16 protein-coding genes and 1 other RNA gene are annotated in these 21,549 nt (G+C 40.1%); 13 read left to right on the top strand and 4 right to left on the bottom strand.

All coding sequences use genetic code 11. The features are described from left to right. Positions 1-7: 7 nt before the first annotated feature. Entirely contained in the window at positions 8-1,147 is a 1,140-nt protein-coding gene (cydB, locus tag I6F49_RS03940; protein ID WP_231615026.1) for a cytochrome d ubiquinol oxidase subunit II, read from the bottom strand. Then, entirely contained in the window at positions 1,144-2,727 is a 1,584-nt protein-coding gene (locus tag I6F49_RS03935) for a cytochrome ubiquinol oxidase subunit I (RefSeq protein WP_165739353.1), read from the bottom strand. Before I6F49_RS03935 ends, cydB begins: the two co-directional genes overlap by 4 nt. Before the next feature lie 299 nt (positions 2,728-3,026). Here I6F49_RS03935 and lpxB point away from each other — a divergent pair, with 299 nt between their 5' ends. From lpxB to I6F49_RS03905, 6 genes are all read left to right on the top strand, one after another. Then, positions 3,027-4,184 (top strand): lipid-A-disaccharide synthase, encoded by a 1,158-nt coding sequence (gene lpxB, locus I6F49_RS03930; RefSeq protein WP_165739351.1) that lies wholly within the window; start codon positions 3,027-3,029, stop codon positions 4,182-4,184. Further along, the gene (gene rnhB, locus I6F49_RS03925) at positions 4,174-4,776 is read left to right on the top strand and encodes a ribonuclease HII (RefSeq protein ID WP_165739349.1); all 603 of its coding nucleotides are present in this window, start codon (positions 4,174-4,176) and stop codon (positions 4,774-4,776) included. Before lpxB ends, rnhB begins: the two co-directional genes overlap by 11 nt. A 2-nt stretch (positions 4,777-4,778) precedes the next feature. Further along, a complete protein-coding gene (gene dnaE, locus I6F49_RS03920; RefSeq protein WP_197178563.1) occupies positions 4,779-8,270 on the top strand; it encodes a DNA polymerase III subunit alpha in 3,492 nt (1,163 codons plus the stop codon). Between the two features lie 16 nt (positions 8,271-8,286). Further along, on the top strand, positions 8,287-9,243 hold the full coding sequence (gene accA, locus I6F49_RS03915) for an acetyl-CoA carboxylase carboxyl transferase subunit alpha (protein WP_007581016.1): 957 nt from the start codon (positions 8,287-8,289) through the stop codon (positions 9,241-9,243). Between the two features lie 82 nt (positions 9,244-9,325). Then, the gene (gene tilS / locus I6F49_RS03910; RefSeq protein ID WP_197178561.1) at positions 9,326-10,645 is read left to right on the top strand and encodes a tRNA lysidine(34) synthetase TilS; all 1,320 of its coding nucleotides are present in this window, start codon (positions 9,326-9,328) and stop codon (positions 10,643-10,645) included. Then, the gene (locus tag I6F49_RS03905; protein WP_197178554.1) at positions 10,646-10,987 is read left to right on the top strand and encodes a hypothetical protein; all 342 of its coding nucleotides are present in this window, start codon (positions 10,646-10,648) and stop codon (positions 10,985-10,987) included. A gap of 73 nt (positions 10,988-11,060) precedes the next feature. Here the strand turns inward: I6F49_RS03905 and I6F49_RS03900 are convergent, their stop codons facing one another. After that, complete coding sequence (locus I6F49_RS03900; RefSeq protein ID WP_197178552.1) at positions 11,061-11,957, bottom strand: GGDEF domain-containing protein; 897 nt, start codon at positions 11,955-11,957, stop codon at positions 11,061-11,063. A gap of 133 nt (positions 11,958-12,090) precedes the next feature. Here I6F49_RS03900 and I6F49_RS03895 point away from each other — a divergent pair, with 133 nt between their 5' ends. Next, entirely contained in the window at positions 12,091-14,064 is a 1,974-nt protein-coding gene (locus I6F49_RS03895) for a monovalent cation:proton antiporter-2 (CPA2) family protein (protein WP_197178550.1), read from the top strand. Between the two features lie 15 nt (positions 14,065-14,079). On the opposite strand, the gene I6F49_RS03890 is transcribed toward I6F49_RS03895, so the two are convergent. Continuing rightward, complete coding sequence (locus I6F49_RS03890) at positions 14,080-15,225, bottom strand: patatin-like phospholipase family protein (RefSeq protein ID WP_024599802.1); 1,146 nt, start codon at positions 15,223-15,225, stop codon at positions 14,080-14,082. A 219-nt stretch (positions 15,226-15,444) separates the two neighbouring features. On the opposite strand from I6F49_RS03890, the gene I6F49_RS03885 reads away from it, so the two are divergent. The 6 genes from I6F49_RS03885 (at position 15,445) to I6F49_RS03860 (ending at position 21,548) form a co-directional block, all read left to right on the top strand. Next, positions 15,445-16,320 carry a DUF3014 domain-containing protein gene (locus I6F49_RS03885; RefSeq protein WP_197178548.1) on the top strand — a complete coding sequence of 292 codons (876 nt, stop codon included), beginning with the start codon at positions 15,445-15,447 and terminating at the stop codon, positions 16,318-16,320. 139 nt (positions 16,321-16,459) lie between these two features. Next, positions 16,460-16,556: signal recognition particle sRNA small type (gene ffs, locus I6F49_RS03880), an RNA gene on the top strand. Positions 16,557-16,689: 133 nt separating this feature from the next. Beyond that, positions 16,690-17,319, top strand: coding sequence for a TnsA endonuclease N-terminal domain-containing protein (locus tag I6F49_RS03875; protein WP_197178546.1), 630 nt, complete (start codon positions 16,690-16,692; stop codon positions 17,317-17,319). Then, positions 17,312-19,135: a Mu transposase C-terminal domain-containing protein gene (locus tag I6F49_RS03870; protein WP_197178544.1), complete on the top strand. Its 1,824-nt coding sequence runs from the start codon at positions 17,312-17,314 to the stop codon at positions 19,133-19,135. Before I6F49_RS03875 ends, I6F49_RS03870 begins: the two co-directional genes overlap by 8 nt. Positions 19,136-19,137: 2 nt before the next feature. Next, the gene (locus tag I6F49_RS03865) at positions 19,138-20,139 is read left to right on the top strand and encodes a TniB family NTP-binding protein (RefSeq protein WP_197142609.1); all 1,002 of its coding nucleotides are present in this window, start codon (positions 19,138-19,140) and stop codon (positions 20,137-20,139) included. Positions 20,140-20,207: 68 nt separating this feature from the next. Continuing rightward, the gene (locus tag I6F49_RS03860) at positions 20,208-21,548 is read left to right on the top strand and encodes a KAP family P-loop NTPase fold protein (protein ID WP_197178542.1); all 1,341 of its coding nucleotides are present in this window, start codon (positions 20,208-20,210) and stop codon (positions 21,546-21,548) included. The last annotated feature ends 1 nt before the right edge of the window (position 21,549 follow it).

The following is a 21,549-nucleotide window of genomic DNA, read 5'->3' as shown; positions in this document are numbered from 1 at the left end:
AGTCTCCTTAATAGCTACCGTGAGTGTTATTTTCAATTTCTTCAACTGTCACTCTGCGCCACATTTTTACGTAACACCATGTGGTGTAGGTTAAAATAAGTGGTACAAAAATAGATACTGCAACAAACATTACATTGAGCGTTCTATGGCTCGATACCGCATCCCAAATTGTTAAGCTAATATTAGGATTATTGCTTGATGGCATAATAAATGGGAACAGTGAAACACCTGCCGTCATAATTACGCCTACTAACATTAAGCTTGTTGAAATAAGCCCAAGTGCTGGCTTATTCAATTTAGAAAATATAAGAGCACTTAATGCCATTGCAAACGCTAATATAGGGAAGGTCATTGTCCACGGACGATCGCTGTAATTACTTAACCATGCACCTTGCGCTGTTGTTACTACTTTAGCTAAAGGGTCTGCGTGGCTTTGCGTATCAGGCATAGATACAATTTGGTAACCCGTTAAATTAGCAACCCAAAAACCAGCAGCTGCAAATAATACAATAAATGCAATTAGAGAGTAGCGACCATATTGACCTGAACGCTCTGCTACTACAGTTGCTGTACGAAGTTGTAACCACATACCAGCATGAGCAACTAACATGGTAATACTAATCAAACCTGCAAGTAATCCAAATGGGTTAAGCAAGCCAAAAAATGAGCCTTGGTAGCTAACACGCATTAGGTTATCAATATTAAACGGTACGCCTAAAAATAAGTTACCAAATGCAACACCAAAAACTAATGCCGGAATTGCGCTGCCTGCAAGCAAGCCCCAATCCCAGTTATTACGCCAGCGTTTTGAATCTACTTTACTACGGTAATCAAACCCAAGTGGTCTAAAAAACAAGGCAAATAGTACTAACATCATGGCAAAGTAAAAGCCCGAAAATGCAGCGGCATAAACCATAGGCCACGCTGCAAACAACGCACCGCCTGCGGTTATAAACCATACTTGGTTACCGTCCCAATGCGGGCCAATTGTGTTTATTACTGTGCGGCGCTCTGAATCTGTTTTACCAACTAGGCGAAGCAACATAGCAACGCCCATATCCATGCCATCGGTAATAGCAAAGCCAATAAGCAGCACACCAATGATCAACCACCAAAGCATTTTTAATGTTTCATAATCAAAAATCATGATTGCTCTCCTTCAGTTTGCTCAGCTTTGTTTGGTAACTCAAAATGATATTTACCTGTATGCAGCGAGCTCGGCCCTTGCTTAACAAAACGGATCATCAGCCAGCCTTCAACAATGGCTAAACCAGTGTAGAAAACAATAAATCCAGTTAAGCTAATTAGAATGTCGTTTATTGTTAGTGACGACGTGGCTAAAAAGGTCGGCAGTATTTCAGATATAGCCCAAGGTTGGCGACCATATTCAGCAACTATCCAGCCAAATTCAATAGCTATCCAAGGTAGTGGAATGCTCAATACAGCAGCCCATAACAACCAGCGCTTTTGCTCAATCACGCGGTGTGCGTTGTAGTAAAATGCCAATATAAATACACCAAGCATCGCTACACCACAGGCAACCATAATCCTAAATGACCAAAACATAGGGCCTACTTTAGGGAAAGAGTCTTTAACGGCTTTTTGAATTTGATCTTCGGTAGCATCTACAACATCAGGTGTGTAGCGCTTAAGTAGCAAGCCATAACCTAAATCATCTTTTAGGGTATTAAATGTCGCTATATTTTCAGGCGTGTCTTCACCGTTTCTAAGTTTTGTAAGGTATTTATAAGCAATCATACCGTTACGAATACGTACTTCGTGTTGCTTTTCTAGGTCGTTAATACCGGTTACTTGCTCATCGAGCGAGCGAGTTGCAATTAATCCAAGTGCATAAGGTATTTTAACCGCAGCATGTGTTACTTGCTCTTCTGAATCAGGGAAACCAAATGCGGTAAACGCAGCAGGGGCTTCTTCTGTATGCCATTCTGCTTCAATTGTGGCTAGTTTTACTTTTTGAACTTCGCCTACTTCGTAGCCCGATTCGTCGCCGAGTAAAATTACACATAAAATTGACGCTAAACCAAAACCAGAAGCGACCGAAAACGAACGCTTAGCAAATGCAAGGTCGCGGCCTTTTAATATGTACCAACTACTTATACCCAATACAAACATTGATGCAGCTACATAACCTGCCGATACAGTATGAATAAACTTAACTTGCGCTACAGGGTTAAAAACAAGCTCTGCAAAGCTGGTCATTTCCATGCGCATAGTTTGATAGTTAAACTCAGCACCTACCGGGTTTTGCATCCAGCCGTTGGCTATTAAAATCCACAGCGCCGACATGTTGGTACCAATGGCCATTAAAAAGGTTGCACCTAAATGCTGGCGTTTAGAGAGTCTGTCCCACCCTAAAAAGAACATGCCAACAAAGGTCGATTCTAAAAAGAATGCCATTAAACCTTCAATAGCAAGGGGAGCCCCAAAAACATCACCTACGTAATGCGAGTAATAAGACCAGTTAGTACCAAACTCAAACTCCATGGTAAGGCCTGTGGCCACACCAATTGCAAAGTTAATACCAAACAATTTTCCCCAAAACTTAGTCATATCACGATAAATTTCGCGACCGGTCATTACATAAACCGATTCCATAATAACTAAAATCCAGGTCATACCTATTGTTAACGGTACGAATAAGAAATGAAAGAGAGCGGTAACAGCAAACTGTAATCGCGATAGATCCACAAAGGTTTCATCTATCATTATTGGCTCCTTGAGAGTGACGGATTAACAGGGCAACATTTAATTGGCAAAGTTAAGCTTTAATGAACTTTCAGTAATTACTGAAAGTTTGTAATAGTATTTACTTTTGTGCAATTTTTGTCAACATACATATTAGTAAAACTTAATATATTTCCTATGCTACATCAGTATTAAAAACAAACAACATAAAGCCTTAACTTAGGTGATAAAAAACCAGTTATTTAAAGCGTTTAACCAAACAGTAAAACACGGTAAACTAATCCTCATGAACGCCTGGTTTACTTGTGAAATAAAATCAAATGAATAAAGATAAAAAACAACTACGAATTGGTATTGTGGCAGGTGAACTGTCGGGCGATATTTTAGGCGAAGGCTTAATTAAAGCCCTTAAAAAGCACTTCCCGGATGCTATTTTTGAAGGGATAGCAGGGCCTAAAATGCAAGCGCAAGGCTGTAAAACACTTTACGACATGGATGAGCTTTCGGTAATGGGGCTTGTTGAGGTACTTGGGCGTTTACCGCGGTTGCTTAAAATACGTAAACAACTCGTGCAGCATTTTGTAGATAATCCACCTGATGTATTTATAGGTATAGACGCACCCGATTTTAACTTACGCGTTGAAAAGCCACTTAAAGATGCGGGCATTAAAACAGTACAATATGTAAGTCCGTCTGTTTGGGCGTGGCGCGAAAAGCGTATACATACAATAAGTGCAGCGACTAACTTAGTGTTGGCGTTATTACCATTTGAGAAAGAATTTTACGATAAACACCAAGTGCCATGTACATTTGTAGGGCATACTTTGGCTGACGATATAGCGCTTGAGCACGACGATAGTAAAGCGCGTGCAGAACTCGGCTTAAGCCTTGATGACAAAGTACTGGCGTTACTACCAGGTAGTAGAGGCTCTGAAGTTGGCTTACTAAGCGAAACTTATATTAAAACAGCTGCAGAGTTGCAAGCTAAAAACCCCAATCTTAAAATTGTGGTGCCATTGGTTAACGAAAAACGCAAAGCGCAGTTTACTGATATATTAAACGCTACCGCGCCAAACCTTAATGTGAGCCTGCTAGATGGGCAATCAAAATTAGCGATGCAAGCCGCCGATGCTATTTTATTAGCGTCGGGCACAGCCACACTTGAAGGTATGCTTTATAAAAAGCCAATGGTAGTGGGTTATAAAATAAAGCCGTTGAGCTATTGGATTTTTAAAACCTTATTTACGTTTAATATAAAGTACTTTTCGCTGCCTAATTTATTAGCAGACGAAGAGTTAGTCCCTGAGTTTTTACAAAGCGAGTGTAACGTGGCTAATTTAACTAATGCGCTTACCCCAATGCTTAATACCGATAACATTGAGCTAAAAGCACGCTTTTTAGCTATTCACGAAAAAATTAGATTAAATGCCAGCGAACAAGCAGCAAATGCTGTGGCGGAGTTAATAAATGCAAATTGATAGACCCAACGTAGCCTTAATTGCCGGTGTAGATGAAGTCGGTCGCGGCCCACTTGTTGGCGACGTAGTTACTGCCGCCGTTATTTTAGACCCTTCAAAACCAATTGCTGGCTTAGCGGATTCTAAAAAATTAACAGATAAAAAACGCCAAGCGCTTGCGATTGAAATAAAAGAAAAAGCATTGTGTTACGCGTATGGTCGCTGCAATCCAACAGAGATTGATGAACTAAATATTCTGCACGCTACTATGCTTGCCATGACCCGCGCAGTAGAAGCGTTAAGCACACAACCAGAATTTGTATTTATAGATGGTAACCGCTTACCTAAACTAACAATGCCCGCGCAAGCCGTTGTTAAAGGTGATAGCTTAGTAGCTGAAATTTCAGCAGCGTCTATTTTAGCTAAAGTAGCACGCGATGACGAAATGATTGAGCTTGATAAACGCCACCCTGAATATGGCTTTGCAGGGCACAAAGGGTATCCAACAAAAGCACATTTTGCAGCGCTTGAGCAGTACGGCGCGATTGATGAGCATCGTAAAAGCTTTAAACCTGTGCAGCGTGTATTGGCGCAAGCCAATGGTGAGGGTTAAGCATGGCTGCTCCTGATTTTGTTCATTTAAGAGTTCATTCAGATTTTTCGATGGTTGACGGCCTTGCTAAAACAAAGCCAATAGTTGCTAAAGCGCAAGAGCTGCAAATGCCCGCTATTGCGATTACCGATCAAATGAACTTTTGTGGCTTAGTGCGTTTTTATGGCGCAACACATAACGCCGGTATTAAGCCTATTGTGGGTGCTGACTTTTGGGTTCGTAGCCCAGAATTTCCTGACGAGCCAAGCCGCTTAACTATATTAGCCAAAGACAACGACGGCTATAAAAACATTACCTTATTAATATCTAAAGCGTATCAACGTGGGCATGTGTTTCATCGCCCAGTGATTGACCGAGAATGGCTGGTGGAGCATAAAACGGGCTTAATTATTCTCTCTGGCGCTAAAGATGGTGACTTAGGTAAGGCGTTACTAAAAAATAATCCAAGTGTTATTGAGTCGGTAGTTAGCTTTTATAAGCAGCATTTCAGCGATAACTATTACCTTGAGCTTGTTCGCACTAACCGACCGCTTGAAGAAGACTACTTACACATGGCGGTAGAGCTTGCTACAAAAGAGCAGTTACCTGTTGTAGCGACCAACGAAGTAGTGTTTTTAAAGCCTGAAAACTTTGAAGCGCACGAAATTCGCGTTGCTATTTTTGATGGTTACACGCTTGACGATAAACGCAGGCCTAAACGATTCTCTGAAGAACAATACCTAAAAACATCAGAGCAAATGGCTGAGCTGTTTAGCGACATTCCAGAAGCCCTACAAAACACAGTAGAAATAGCTAAACGTTGTAATGTAACGGTTCAGCTAGGGACTTACTTTTTACCTGATTACCCAACTGGCTCACTCAAGATTGATGAGTTTTTAGTTAAAGTGTCAGAAGATGGTCTTGAAGAGCGACTGCAGTTTTTATTCCCCGACGAAGAAGAGCGAAAAGTAAAACGTGTTGAATACGATGAGCGACTCGATATAGAGCTTGGCGTAATTAACCAAATGGGATTCCCGGGTTACTTCTTAATCGTAATGGAGTTTATTCAGTGGAGTAAAGATAACAATATTCCTGTTGGACCTGGTCGTGGTTCAGGTGCTGGTTCATTGGTTGCTTACGCACTTAAAATTACAGACTTGGATCCGCTAGAATTCGATTTACTTTTCGAGCGATTTTTGAATCCTGAACGTGTATCAATGCCCGATTTCGACGTCGATTTTTGTATGGACAGACGAGACGAAGTAATTGATCACGTGTCGGCTTTGTATGGGCGTAATGCGGTATCGCAAATTATTACCTTTGGCACCATGGCTGCAAAAGCGGTAATACGCGATGTAGGGCGAGTGCTTGGGCATCCTTACGGGTTTGTCGATCGTATTTCTAAAATGATCCCGGGCGATCCTGGGATGACACTTGCTAAAGCGTTTGATATAGAACCGCGCTTGCAAGAAGCCTACGATGGCGACAATGAAGTAAAAGATTTAATCGATATGTGTCGCATTCTAGAAGGGTGTACACGTAACGCCGGTAAACATGCGGGTGGCGTAGTAATATCGCCAACCACTATTACCGACTTTGCCGCGCTTTATTGCGATGACGAAGGTAAGTTTCCGGTCACACAGTTTGATAAAAACGACGTAGAAACTGCAGGCTTAGTTAAGTTCGATTTCTTGGGTTTACGTACACTGACAATATTGCAGTGGGCGGTCGAAATGACCAACGTGCGCATGGAGCGCCAAGGTAAAGACCTCGTTGATATAAACACCATCCCACTGAATGATAAAAAAAGTATTGAGTTACTACTTCGCGCCGAAACAACCGCTGTATTCCAGCTAGAATCGCGCGGTATGAAAGACTTAGTACGCCGTTTAAAACCCGATTGTTTTGAAGATATGATTGCATTGGTGGCCTTGTTTCGCCCGGGTCCGCTGCAATCAGGCATGGTAGATAACTTTATCGACCGAAAATTGGGCCGAGAAGAAATCTCATACCCAGATGCGCAGTATCAGCACGAAAGCTTAAAACCAATACTCGAGCCAACTTACGGCATTATCTTGTATCAAGAACAAGTAATGCAAATTGCGCAAGTGCTAGCAGGTTACACGCTAGGCGGCGCCGACATGCTTCGCCGTGCAATGGGTAAGAAAAAACCCGAAGAAATGGCAAAGCAGCGTTCAACATTTGAAGATGGCGCAAGAAATAACGGCATTGACGGCGAACTCGCAATAAAAATCTTCGATCTGGTAGAAAAGTTCGCAGGTTATGGTTTTAATAAATCTCACTCAGCGGCATATGCATTAGTATCGTATCAGACGCTGTGGATGAAAACGCATCATCCTGCAGAGTTTATGGCTGCAGTAATGTCGGCCGATATGGATAACACCGACAAAATAGTTATTTTGGTGGATGAATGTGAAAACATGAAGCTCACCTTATTGCCGCCAGACGTAAATGCAGGCGAGTTTAAGTTTACAGTAAACCTGCAAGGCGAAATTGTTTACGGCATTGGCGCAATTAAAGGCGTGGGTGAAGCACCGGTTGATGCAATACTAGAAGCGCGTGCTAAAGGTGGTCCGTTTAAAGATTTATTCGATTTTTGTGCCCGAGTTGACTTAAAGCGCTTAAATAAACGCGTAACCGAAAAATTAATTTATTCAGGTGCACTTGATAAGTTAGGGCCAGAAAAAACACAACCAGGGCGTGCTACATTATTAGCTAGCTTAAAGGATGCAATGCGTGCGGCTGACCAACACAATAAAGCGGAGCTGTTAGGGCAAAGTGATTTGTTTGGTTTATTAGCCACCGAGCCTGATGAGGTTGAACAAGCCTTTATTAAAGCCACAGGACTCACCGATAACGAGTGGTTAGAAGGCGAAAAAGAAACGCTAGGCCTTTATTTAACTGGGCATCCGATAAATCAGTACCGCCGTGAACTTAAGCATTATACCAGCGGAAAAATAGTTGATTTACAGCCAACTAACCGTGATGTATTTGCAACCGCTGCTGGTTTAGTGATTGCCTCTAGGGTATTAATTAATAAAAAAGGAAATCGTTGGGCCTTAGTAACTTTAGATGACAAGAGTGCACGGATTGATGTACGCTTGTATTCAGACGAGTTTGAAAAGTACCAAGATATGCTCCAAGTTAACAATATCTTGGTAATATCTGGACAGGTCAGCTTTGATAACTTCTCCGGTGGTATTACAATGACCGCCAGAGAAATAAACACCATTGCTCAAGCGCGTGAAAAACGCATTAAAGCGATTAAAATGACGCTGAATATGGTGCAAGTCGAGGCAGGTTTCTTCGATAAATTACAAAAAGTACTCGAACCCTATAAAATGGGAACGTGTCCGATCAAGGTTTATTACCAACGTCCAGATGCGTTGGCGCAATTAACTCTTGGGATCGAATGGTGTGTTACGCCGAGCGACGACTTAATTCATAAGTTATCACTCATGGCTGCGCAAGATGTAGAACTAGAATTTAACTAATTAGGTAGTTTAGAGCATGAGCCTCAATTATCTTGATTTTGAGCTTCCAATTGCAGAATTAGAAGCAAAAATTGAAGAATTACAAAATATAAGCCGCGCTGGCGAATTAGACCTTGAGTTAGAAGAGGAAGTCAGCAAATTAAAAGAAAAAAGTGCCAAACAAAAACAGGAGATTTTTTCTAATTTAGGCGCTTGGCAAGTATCACAGTTAGCACGTCATCCGTTGCGTCCTTACACTCGAGATTATATCGAGCGCATTTTCACGGAATTTGACGAGTTTGCTGGCGATCGTACTTTTGCTAACGATCCGGCTATTTTAGGAGGCGTTGCGCGTTTAGATGGCGAACCAGTAATGGTTATTGGCCAACAAAAAGGCCGTGACACTGCTGAAAAAATTAAACGCAACTTTGGTATGCCAAAGCCAGAAGGTTACCGTAAAGCATTACGCTTAATGGAAATGGCTGAGCGTTTTAAAATGCCAATCATGACCTTTATCGACACGCCGGGTGCATACCCAGGTGTTGGCGCTGAAGAACGTGGTCAATCTGAAGCAATCGCGCGTAACTTAAAAGTAATGGCGACACTTAAAGTGCCGACAATATGTACGGTTATTGGTGAAGGCGGTTCAGGTGGTGCATTAGCGATTGGTGTTGGCGACAGAGTTAACATGTTGCAATACAGTACTTACTCTGTAATTTCGCCTGAAGGTTGTGCGTCTATTCTTTGGAAAAGCGCCGACAAAGCACCACTTGCAGCAGAAGCTATGGGTGTAACCGCAGAGCGAGTTAAAGAACTAGATTTAATCAGTAACTTAATTGATGAACCTCTAGGTGGCGCGCACCGCAATTACGATGCTATGGCACGTAACTTAAAAGTTCGCCTTAAACGCGACTTAGCAGACCTACAAGCGCTTACGCTTGAGGAAATGCTTGATCAACGTTATAAACGTTTAATGTCGTTTGGTTATTGCTAAACACATTAAATGTTAAAAAAAGCCGCTTATGCGGCTTTTTTGCTTTAAAATGTTCAGAGTTTTTATATAAAAGTGCGCCCATATGCATACATCAGCAATTTATCAGCAATTAAAAAAATCATTAAATAGCTATATTGAGCAAGGTAACACCGCTTTTACAGTGGCGCTTTCTGGTGGCGTTGATTCTGTGGTGTTGTTGCATTTAATGCGCACTTTAAAAGAAGATAACCCTGCAATTAATATATCGGCTATTTATGTTCACCATGGTTTGAGCCAGTATGCTGATGACTGGCAACGCTTTTGCCAAAATTTGTGCAGAGAGCTTAATGTGTCCTTTGAAGCCGCGAAAGTAGTTATTGAGCAGCAGTCGCGCACAAGTCTTGAAGCCCAAGCACGCGACGCCCGTTACAAAGCACTTGATGAGCTAAGCCCAAAGGGCAGTATTATATTACTGGGCCAGCATTTAAACGACCAAGTAGAAACATTTTTACTGCGCTTAAAGCGAGGTTCGGGTTTAAAAGGGCTTGGCGCAATGCATCAAGCACGTTTGCTTCAAAGTGGTCGCGTATGTTTTAGGCCATTGTTAAACGTAGCGCGCAGCGATATAGAAGCCTTTGCAGCACAGTTTAGTATTAACCACATAACCGATGACTCTAATACAGATGAAAGTTTTGATCGTAACTTTTTACGCTCAAAAATAGTGCCTGTTTTAGCTGAGCGCTTTAATGGGTTTGAACAATGCACTGCACGAAGTATTGAATTACTACAGCAACAGCAAACACTACTTGATGAATATACACAGTTCGATTTAAATAAGTGTATTAACGAGTATCAAGCACTGTGCGTTAATCAAGTAAGCGAATACAGTGCAGCGCGAATTGCAAATATAGTACGTGCGTGGCTTGCATTATTTACGCAAGTGATGCCATCGCAAAAGCAACTTGAACAAATTATTAATCAAGCAGTTAATGCAAAAAATGACGCACAAATGCTAATTGATTTAACCGATGGACAAATACGTCGTCATCAAGGTTATTTGTACTTTGTAACACCAAGTGCAGAATTAACAGATGCTGAGCTTAATTATATTGAGCTCAATGATTCAGAGTTAAAACTTGCAGACGGGCGCTTATTAATTAAAAACACCGGTTGCGGAGTAAGACCTCCAAAAGCTAATGAACAAGTAACAGTGCGCTTTAATTGTAATAGCGCACGTATAAAACCACTTAAAAAGCCGGGTAGCAATACAGTAAAACATTGGTTTAAAGATGCAAAAATAGCGCCTTGGTTGCGCGCCAGTGTGCCGCTTATTTTTTATAATGATGAATTAGTGCAAGTGGTTGGTTATTTTATGAGTGCTAAGCATGTTGATGAAAATGGTGTTTTTTGGGAGTGTAAATAAATGAGTAAACAGCCGCATGTTGGTTTGTCGTTAGTGACTAAAGCGCCTATGGGTATGCTAATAACCGCAGTTATTGCTGTTATCGCTAATGTTTTACTTGAGTTAAATATTGTAACGTTAGGCTATGCAGTAGTGGGTGGGGTTGTATCTGCAGCACTTTTATTGGCTTACTGGTTAGGTAAGGGTGGATTGTTTTTTATTTTAGGCGTGAGCCTCCCACTACTTTTAGTATTATTTACACCACTTGCTACTATTACCGCTTTACTGAATTTAATTAGTGGATTCTTTTTTGGCTTTTGTGCTGCTTTGTTTATTTATAAATTGGTGAGTGCAAAACCTTAGTATTGGAGTTTTAGCAATAAAAAAGCCTAGCGGGGGAAGCTAGGCTTTTTTATTTAATTAATTTAAGCAAATATTAATAAGCTTTTGCGCAGTTTCTGCCTGATGCTTTTGCTTTGTACAAACCTTTATCGGCTCGAGCAAAAATTTCGGTTTCGCTATCTTGGCTGTTAGCTAAAGTAAAACCAACGCTGGTTGTTACTTTGTATTTAGACATTAATGGCGATTTTCTGACTAAGCACATTATGCGCTCAGCAACGACTTTGTTAGTTGTAAACTCAGGGTCTTCAATAAGTAGAGCAAACTCATCACCACCAAATCTAAATACTGAATCAGTACCGCGTATGCTGCTACACAGTACTTTTGAAAATTCTTTAAGTGTATCGTCACCAATTTTATGACCAAAGTTGTCATTAACTTGTTTAAAGTTATCCAAATCAAGCAGCATTAAACTAAATGGGCGCTGATAACGGCGGCAGTTTTCAAGCTTTTGCAGCAAAAAGTCATTAAATTGACTACGGTTGTTTAAACCTGTTAATGCATCTTTTGTGGCAAGTTTCAGTACGCGGCTATACATCATCGCATTGCGAAGTGGATAAACCAGCGCAGTATGTAAAATATTTAGTTTTTTCTCAATTGCTTGACCAAGTGGGAATTTACTAAAATAAATTAGCTGGCCTAAATGATCTTTCTCAATAGATAGATCAAAAATATATGGAGTATTACCGGTATTGCTATCTGAAGTTTGAGCTGTACCTAAGGTTGATTGGAACTGTAATCCAGAAAAATTTAGCAATTGTTTTGCAAATTTTGCATATATAGCTAAAACATCTTCTATAACTAGGCTTGTTTGTAGCTCTGTAACAAGATCATGCGTTGCCGCAGACTCGTTTATTTGTGTATGTTCGGCCGAAAACGGCAAAAAATCACCGCGACCAGACACACGCTGCGTCAAAATATGGACGTTTTCCACTAAAATCCCCCCCGAGGGTGTTACTTTGCAATAACTAAGCGATTTTTGTGCCATATTTTAAAATTGCATGAAAAACAGATGGTTGTTATATTTACTTACAAGCTACTAGTTTAATTTAAACGCGAGGCTGCATTTGCAAAGTATTAATGCTCAAATTTTTGGCTTATTAGTAGCGGCAGTGTTATTTGTGTGGTTTTTTAAACGCATTGGCTTGCCGCCTATTTTAGCGTACCTAGCAACTGGTGTTTTAGCCGGCAGTCATGGCATTGGCTGGCTGGCACAATCTCACGAAATAGAGTTTGTAGCAGAGCTTGGAATTGTGTTTTTGTTATTTAGTTTAGGATTAGAGTTTTCTATTTCGCGGCTAATGGCAATGCGAAACCTAGTATTTGGACTGGGCTCGCTGCAAGTAGGTATAACCAGTTTACTCTTCATTATTATTTTATATTGTTTAGACTTTTCCTTACTCACCAGTTTTACCATTGGCACAATTATGGCGCTTTCTTCAACGGCTGTAGTGGTCAAGTTATTAAAAGAAACAGGTGAGCTTAATCAGCGCCGAGGGCAATTGGCCGTAGGTGTACTGCTATTTCAAGATATTGCTGTCGTTCCTCTATTAATAATACTCCCTTTATTTGCATCAAGTGACTCTCAAACCATTGGTTGGGCTCTAGCATTTGCCCTAAGCAAGGGGGCTTTTGTATGTGTGCTACTTTGGGCCATAGGTAAATGGGTATTGCCCATTGTTTTTAAAGAAATAGCGCAAGTACGAACCGATGAATTGTTTGTACTTACGACCATATTAGTAGCGCTATTTGCGGGCTTTTTAACGTATATGTTTGGCTTGTCTATGGCATTGGGTGCATTTTTAGCGGGAATGATGTTAGGTGAGAGCCATTACAGGCATCAGTTAGAGGCCGATATACGTCCATTTCGCGATATATTAATGGGGCTGTTTTTTGTAACTGTGGGTATGCAGTTAGATATTTTATTTGTACTGGCGCATATAGTAATAATTGTTGGCGCATTGCTTGGTTTACTCGTATTGAAAATTACAGTGGTCGCACTTAGTGCGCGGCTAATGCATGAACGAAACCAAGATTCACTCGCCTGTGGCATCATGCTGTGGCAAATGGGGGAATTTGGTTTTGTACTTATTGCACTTGCTGGGCAGCATCAGTTATTAAACTCAGAGCAAGCCTCATTTTTAATTGCGTTGGGTGTACTTTCAATGGCGCTTACGCCATTTTTGATTGATAAAACGCCGTTTATTTTAAATCGTTTGGGCATACTCGATCGTCCAAGTTTAGCATTAGAAGCAGAGCCACAAAGCAGTACGCTTTACAGTGACCATGTTGTTATTTGTGGTTTTTCGCGTGTTGGGCAAACCATAGCGCGCTTTTTAAAGCCCGAAGCAATAGATTACGTTGCCATTGAAAGTAACCCAATACTTGTACAAGAAGGCAAAGCGGCGGGTGAACCTGTAATATTTGGCTATGTTAAGCAAAAAGATATTTTAAAATGCGCAGGAGTAGAGCGAGCTCGGCTGGTAATTATTACTTTTACTGAGTTTGATCACGCGCAAGTTGTTATTGATGCCATAAAACAAATAGCACCTAACGTTAAAATACTTATTAGAACTCGTGACGACAGCCAGCTCGATTATTTAAAAGCGCTTGGTGTAACCGAAGTAGTGCCCGAGTCGTTAGAGGCGAGCTTAATGCTCGTGTCGCATGTGTTGTCTATGTCGGGCGTACCTATGACACGTATTGTGCGCCGAGTAAGTAAAGAGCGTCGAAACCGTTACCCGCTAATGCAAAGCTTTTACGCAGGGTATTTTAAAGATAGCGAAGATGCCTCAACTGACCGATTAGAATATTTACACGTTGTTGCGCTACCTCAGCAAGCTTATGCCGTGAGTAAAACAATTGAAGATCTTAATTTAGAAAAGCGGCGAGTACTCGTAAAAGCACTGCGCAGAGAAGGAGCCGAAATAGACACGCCATCAGCGCAAACAACCTTGTTAGCTAACGACGTGTTAGTACTACAAGGTAAACCAAGGCGAGTAGAGCGGGTAGAGCACTACCTGCTCGACGGAATAGAGTAACGTGCCTGTTTGGGCTTAATCTAACTCTAAAAACTCACGCATTTTAGGTAACTGCGCCATGCCATCTTCATAGCCAATTTGCATTAAGTGCTGGGTGTAGCGTTTTTCAAACAATAGGTAACTGGTTAAACTCGATTGCGAATGTTTTTTAACACCGATTGTACGCAGCAATACTTTAATCGCCCACGGCATATCGTCGTAATACTGCGCAGCAATAGCATTAAAGTTTTGCGAAGGGTTAATAACAAAGGTATCAATTTGTTTTAGCTCTTGGTGTTTATCGCGTGCAGGTAATAGTCCTAAAGTGCGATTAACACGTTCCAAACGCTCCAAATCAGACTGCATTGTGTCGGTAAATACGCTATCGAGTAAATGCCCTGCAACAGCCGATAAGCCAGGGTAATGAGGGGAGTAACCCGGTGGGTGAAGCTCTTTAGGTTGGTCGACCCCAATAATAAATATTTTTTCAGCCCCTAAATGAATTGATGGGCTGAGCGGCGAAAGCTGATGTATAGAGCCATCACCAAAATAATGGTTATAAATATTTACACTTGGAAACACCATAGGAATCGCACTCGACGCCATTAAATGCTCAACGTTAATACGCGTGGCTTGGCCTTCTCGTTTAGCGCGTTGCCATGGTGTTTGTGTATTTGATTGAAAAAACGCAACAGAGTCGCCCGTGGTATAACTAGAAGCCGTAATTGAAAGCGCATCTAAATAATTTCGGTGTAAGTTACGCTCTATCCGGTGTAAGTCTAAAATCTCATTGAGCAAACCACGTAGAGGGCGATTATTTAGCAAACTCGCTGGTGGGTGATTAATATGCTCTGACTGAAAGCTCGTTAAAATATTACGCGCAATATGACCAAATACACTTAAAAAGTCACTTTTATAAACCATAGAGGTCGAAAAGTTTTTCCAAACTGATTCAAGTTTTCGTACAGCTAAATGTGCACAAGAGGCGTAACATGCTAAAGCGGCAGAGTTAATAGCCCCAGCAGAGGTGCCATTTATTACTCTAAATGGCAATGGAGCAGTACGAGGCATACTATGAGCTAGCGCTTTAAGGACACCCACTTGATAAGCAGCTCGTGCGCCACCGCCCGTTAATAATAGGGCTATTTTTGGTTTTTCTGGATCGACTTGCTTGATTTTCATATTGGTATTTAAACTGTTCTACGTCTTTACTTTATTTATTAACTGTAAGTCTTTAAGCTAGAAGAATCAAAGGATAACTGAGTAATAGTAAGTACAGTAAGCTTATGTTTATATTTGTAAGCTAAAATAGTTATGTATTTATAGTTACTACTCATAATGAATTTTTTCCACTCAGGGTACTCTGAGTGATAACGCACTTTTAATTTTTATGGAGTTTGTATGTCAGATAAACCAGAAGCGTCAGATGTTCAAAAACGTCCGCCTAATAACAATTTTCTTTTCGCCGTTATTATTTTAATAATAGTTGTGTGCGCAGCCGCGTTTGTACTATTAAAGCCAAGTGATGAGCCACAAACACGCACAGAGGTAGAGCAAGCACCAAAAGAGCAACCAATGATGGAGCTTAAACCTGAAAACGATCCCGTAGTTGACGCGCCATCAGTTATGCCAGAAAAGCCAGCAGAGCTTGAAGTACCAGCACAAAGCCCAAGTGAGCCTGTGCCTGAAGTAAAACCATTACCAACGCTTAATGAAAGCGATGCCGTTGTAGTTGCTAAAATGGACGAGTACCTAAGTGATTCAGTAATGGGCTTAATGGTAACCGACGACGTAATTCGCCGTGGTGTTGTATTTGTAGATAACCTAGCTAAAGGTAAAGTAGCTAAAAAACACACGCCTGTTGTTCAACCAGAAGAAACGTTTAGCGTAAATGAAGGTGATATTTTAACAATTAACCCTAATAGTTATGAGCGTTACACACCGTATGTAAAAATATTTACCAGTATGAGTGCAGCGCAAGCCGTTCGTATGTACGAAGAATATAAGCCACTTATTAATAATGCATACAGTGAAATTGGTTACGGCGATGACGAGTTTAATCAAACTCTTGAAGATGCTATCGATTTATTACTTGATACGCCAGAGCCAGAAGGTGACTTACCGTTACTTCGTGATTCAGTAACGTATCAATATGCATTCTCTGAATGGGAACAGCTTCCTGATGCACAAAAACAGCTTTTACGCATGGGCCCAGAAAACATGAAAAAAGTAAAAGCAGCACTTCGTAATATAAAAGTGCAGTTAGAGAGCAATTAATACGCACTAAAACAGCTAAATACGCCGCGATTGTATATGAAGTATGCAATCGCACTTTCTTTTTAGATTATCCCTTGAATAACAGAGCAAAAGTAGAGATAATCCTTCCCGCGCCAACCAAGGCCCTCAATGGTAGTCTTATTGGTCCTCTCGCAACACTAGCAGGCGAACCTGGTCAGGCCCGGAAGGGAGCAGCCACAGTTTGTGACGTGTGTGCCGAGATGTGGCTGGTAAGACTGCCACCCAAACTATTTTAATTTATGTTGTTTGAAGTATAAGTTGACATATTTGTACTAAAAGATGACATAAATTGGAAGTGTAAGGTGGCATAGTCTAGTATTTAACCAAATGGTTAGATGGCTGACTCACATGTACAGAAGAAAACTAAAACACTCCCGTGTAAAAAACCTCCATAAATTTGCTAGTCAAAAAAATAAATCTACCTGTTTAGTTGAATCCTCTTTAGAGTTTGATGCGTGTTTCCATTTTGAATTTTCAACATCAATAGCCGCATTTGAAGCACAACCACTAGGTTACGAATATGAGTTTGATAACCGTACTTGCCGTTACACACCTGACTTTTTACTTACCCACACAGACGGCACGCAAAAATTTATCGAAGTAAAACCACAAAGCAAAATTGCCGACGAAGACTTTCGTGCACGTTTTATTGAAAAGCAAGCCATAGCAAAACAAGATGGACGTGATTTAATACTGGTTACAGATAAACAAATCCGTGTATACCCAACACTCAATAACTTAAAGCTTTTACATCGCTACTCTGGTTTTCAGTCTTTAACAGAGCTGCAAGCATCGGTGTTAGAACTTGTTAAGCAATACGGCTCTATTAAAGTGGGGCAGTTAGTTAACTTTTTAAAAGTAGCTGCCGGTGAGCTACTTGCTACTGTGCTACGCTTATTATCATTAGGGCAGTTATTTGCCGACTTAACTACAAATGAAATATCAATAGAAACAGCAATTTGGTCTAACAATGTTTAATGACGGTTTGTTTGAAGATGAATTTAATCAGCCATTACCAAAAGTAGAGACCAAACTACCTCAAAATTACGCCAAAGATTTACAAGCCCTTCCTGAAAAAATTAAAACAACAACATTTGCTAAGCTTAAATATATTCAATGGCTTGAGGCTAATATTCAAGGCGGTTGGACACAAAAAAACCTTGAGCCTTTACTGAAAGTAATGCCTGAAGTTGAGGGAGAAAAAAAGCCTAGCTGGAGAACAGCTGCACGATGGTATAGCGCTTATACCAATGCAGATAAAAATATAATGGCGTTAATACCAAGCCACCAAAAAAAGGGGAACAGGGAGCGCGAGACAGCAACTGATAAGTTTTTTGAAAAGGCACTTGAGCGTTACTTAGTAAAAGAAAAACCATCAGTGGCTTCGGCTTATAAGTATTATGCAGATTTAGTTATTATTGAAAACGACAGTGTTGTTGGTAGTGATTTAAAGCCTTTAACATACAAAGCGTTTAAAAACAGAATAGATAGCTTACCGCAATACGAAGTGATGATTGCTCGTTATGGTAAGCGCCTTGCTGATATTGCTTTTAATAAAGTAGAAGGGCATACACGGCCTACTCGTGTACTCGAAAAAGTTGAAATTGATCATACACCCCTTGATCTTATTCTATTAGATGATGAGCTGCATATCCCACTTGGTCGGCCAACACTCACCATGTTAGTCGATGTGTATAGCCATTGTATTGTTGGCTATTACTTTAGCTTCAGTGAGCCTAGCTATGATGCAGTGAGGCGAGCAATGCTAAATGCCATGAAACCTAAAAATGAAGTGGCAAAACTATACCCCGATACGATTAATGAGTGGAAGTGTGCTGGCAAAATTGAAACACTCGTTGTTGATAATGGCGCTGAATTTTGGAGTAACAGCCTTGAACTTGCTTGTGAAGAAATAGGCATTAATACTCAATATAACCCTGTTGCAAAGCCTTGGTTAAAACCCTTTGTAGAACGCATGTTCGGTACAATTAATACTGAATTATTAGACCCTGTTCCTGGTAAAACCTTTTCTAACATTTTACAAAAGCATGAATACAATCCCAAAAAGGATGCAATCATGCGCTTTACGACCTTTATGCAGTTATTTCATAAATGGGTAGTAGACGTTTACCATCAAGATGCCGACAGCCGCTTCAAGTACATACCTAGCCAGCTATGGGAGCAAGGCTTTAGTACGTTACCACCAACAATGCTGAGTAATGATGACCTCCAACAACTAGATGTTGTGCTCAGTATTTCAAATCATCGGGTGCTTCGTAAAGGCGGAATACGGCTAGAAAACTTAAGCTACGACAGTACTGAACTGGCCAATTATAGAAAGCAATTTAGCCATAAAGTATCTCAAGAAGTTTTAATTAAATTAAACCCCGATGATATTTCTTATATATATGTGTACCTCGATAAGCTAGAGCATTACATAAAAGTGCCATGCATAGATCCAAACGGTTACACCCAAAATTTAAGTTTGAATCAGCATAAAATAAATATACGTATTCATCGCGATTTTATTTCGGGCTCTATCGATAATGTAGGCTTAGCAAAAGCGCGCATGTTTATTCATAATAAAATTCAAAGCGAGTTTGAAGAGTTAAAAAGTGCGCCAAAAAACTCAAAGGTAAAAGGGGGTAAAGCGTTAGCTAAGCATCAAAATGTAAATAGTGACTCACAAAAATCAATCACGCAGAGCAAACACGTAGAGGTTAAAAAGGCTACACCTAAAGAGCAACCAGCTGATAGTTGGGATGACTTTATCTCAGATCTAGATGGATTTTAATTATGCTGACCGATAAACAAAAAGAAAAGCTTAATGAGTTTCGTGATGTATTTATTGAATACCCAATAATAAGCACGGTATTTAACGACTTCGACAGATTAAGACTTGGTAAAGGGTTAGCGGGCGAAAAGCCCTGCATGCTTTTAAATGGCGATACAGGCACAGGTAAAACAGCATTGATCAAGCAATATAAAGAACGTCACTTACCGCAATTTATTAATGGTGTTATGAACCATCCTGTATTAGTAAGCCGCATACCTAGCAATCCGACACTAGAATCTACTTTAGCTGAGCTTCTTAAAGACTTAGGACAAGTAGGTAGTACAGAGCGCAAGCTACGAGTAAACGGCACTCGGTTAACGACATCATTAATAAAATGCCTAAAAACATGTGGTACAGAGCTTATAATTATTGATGAGTTTCAAGAGCTAATTGAGCACAACCAAGGTAAAAAGCGCCGCGAGATTGCCAACCGATTAAAATATATTAACGACGAAGCGGGTGTATCAATTGTATTGGTAGGAATGCCGTGGGCAGCAAAAATAGCAGACGAACCGCAGTGGTCATCGCGTTTATTAGTAAGGCGGCAGCTGCCTTATTTTAAATTGTCAGAAAATCCAAAGCATTTTGTGCAGTTAATAATTGGCCTAGCCAACCGTATGCCATTCACCGAAAAGCCAAATCTAAGTGAGCAAGCAACAGTATTTGCTTTGTTCTCACTATCAAAAGGCTGCTTTAGAACGCTCAAATATTTTTTAGATGATGCCGTACTCTACGCTTTAGTAGACAACGCGAAAACCCTTACGACTACACACTTGGTTAAAGCATTTGAAGTATTATTTCCTGATGTACCAAACCTATTTACCTTGCCGGTTACAGAAATTACAGCAAGCGAAGTTGAGCGCTATTCACTATACAAACCTGAAAGCGCCCAAGACGAAGACCCATTTATAGCAACTAAGTTTACCGAACGGATGCCGATAAGTCAGTTGTTGAGGAAATAGGTTATACGGAGTCATGAATCTAGATTACTATTATTCGAATATTAAAAAATTAAATTATTAGGGAAAATATGAACAACACATTTGAAAGTCGTGATGAGTTTCATCGTAAGCCTGTAGCAGAAAACATGATTAAACTTTTGAGTTCATCTTTGGATATATCTCCTATGATGCTTGATGGCAGTTGGGGAACGGGGAAATCTGAATTTTGTCAAAAAACAATTAATTTATTCAAATTAAAGGATACTCACCATTTAATCTATGTAGATGCATTTAAAGCTGATCATGTAGGTGAACCACTTGTCACGCTTCTATCAGAGATAATTAAGTTACTGCCAGAAAAAGAGCAGCCAGGCTTTATTAAAAAGATTATACCAGCTACAAAGTTTGGACTTAAAACAGGAGGAAAAGCTTTTGTTGGACATATTCTTAGGCAAGATTTTGCTAGTGTCGCCGATGACTATGACAAAGATATTCAAAAAGCCGCGGATAAAGCCATTGATGCTACAGTTGAGTCAATTATAAGAGATCAGGTACAAGCTGAAAAAAATCTAACTTCCCTTAAAGATGCGATATCCAAAGTAGCAGAAGAAAAAGCTATAGTGTTTTTTGTTGATGAGCTAGATAGGTGTAAGCCTAGCTTTGCTGTAGATGTTCTAGAGCTTATTAAACACGTATTTGATATCGACAATGTTCAATTTGTATTGATTACTAACTCCCAACAATTGAGAGCATCAATAAATCATTGCTATGGTGTTGATGTTGACTCTCAAAGATATTTAGATAAATTTTTAAAATTTACTATTAAACTTAGCAATAAAACAATGCCAAATAGGTTTGAACCTATTTTTGCTTCAATGTCTCTATTTGAGCAATTGATACAAAGGAATCAGAATATACGAAGTGATACTTACTCCTCTGTATCAAAACAATTTATTGAATCTATAATTATTAATTTAGAGTTGTCCTTACGAGAAGTCGAAACGCTTGTTAGGTATTTAGAGGTTTTACAAGTTTTAACAGACAAAAATGCATTTCCAAGAAGTGGCTATTTAGGGTATACACTATTAAAAACATTGGCAGTTATCATTTATTGTTTCAAGCCCGATTTAGCCAATGAAATAAGTAACTCTAAGTATGATGCTAAAGAGATTGCTAATATCTTAGGAATAAAGAAAGTTAACCCATATCCTGAAGGTCATAATAGACCTTCGGTTCATGAAGTTCTAATGGTCGTTTTAGCTAAAGATTGTGATGTTAATACCGCTGAATTTATTCCTAAAGAAGATCAGGATAGTTGGGACAAAACAATAAATGACGGCTTTTTTAATTGGGGCATAGACCCTGGCTACGCCATTTTAGAGCTTAAAAATACATTCGAAGTATTAGGGCTGCAACCTTCCGGTACTTAAT

Origin of the sequence: Pseudoalteromonas sp. SWN166 (assembly GCF_015864485.1) — a bacterium.
GTDB lineage: Bacteria > Pseudomonadota > Gammaproteobacteria > Enterobacterales > Alteromonadaceae > Pseudoalteromonas.
The sequence above is the reverse complement of the archived record's forward strand: the minus strand, read 5'-3'. Positions and strand labels throughout refer to the sequence as shown.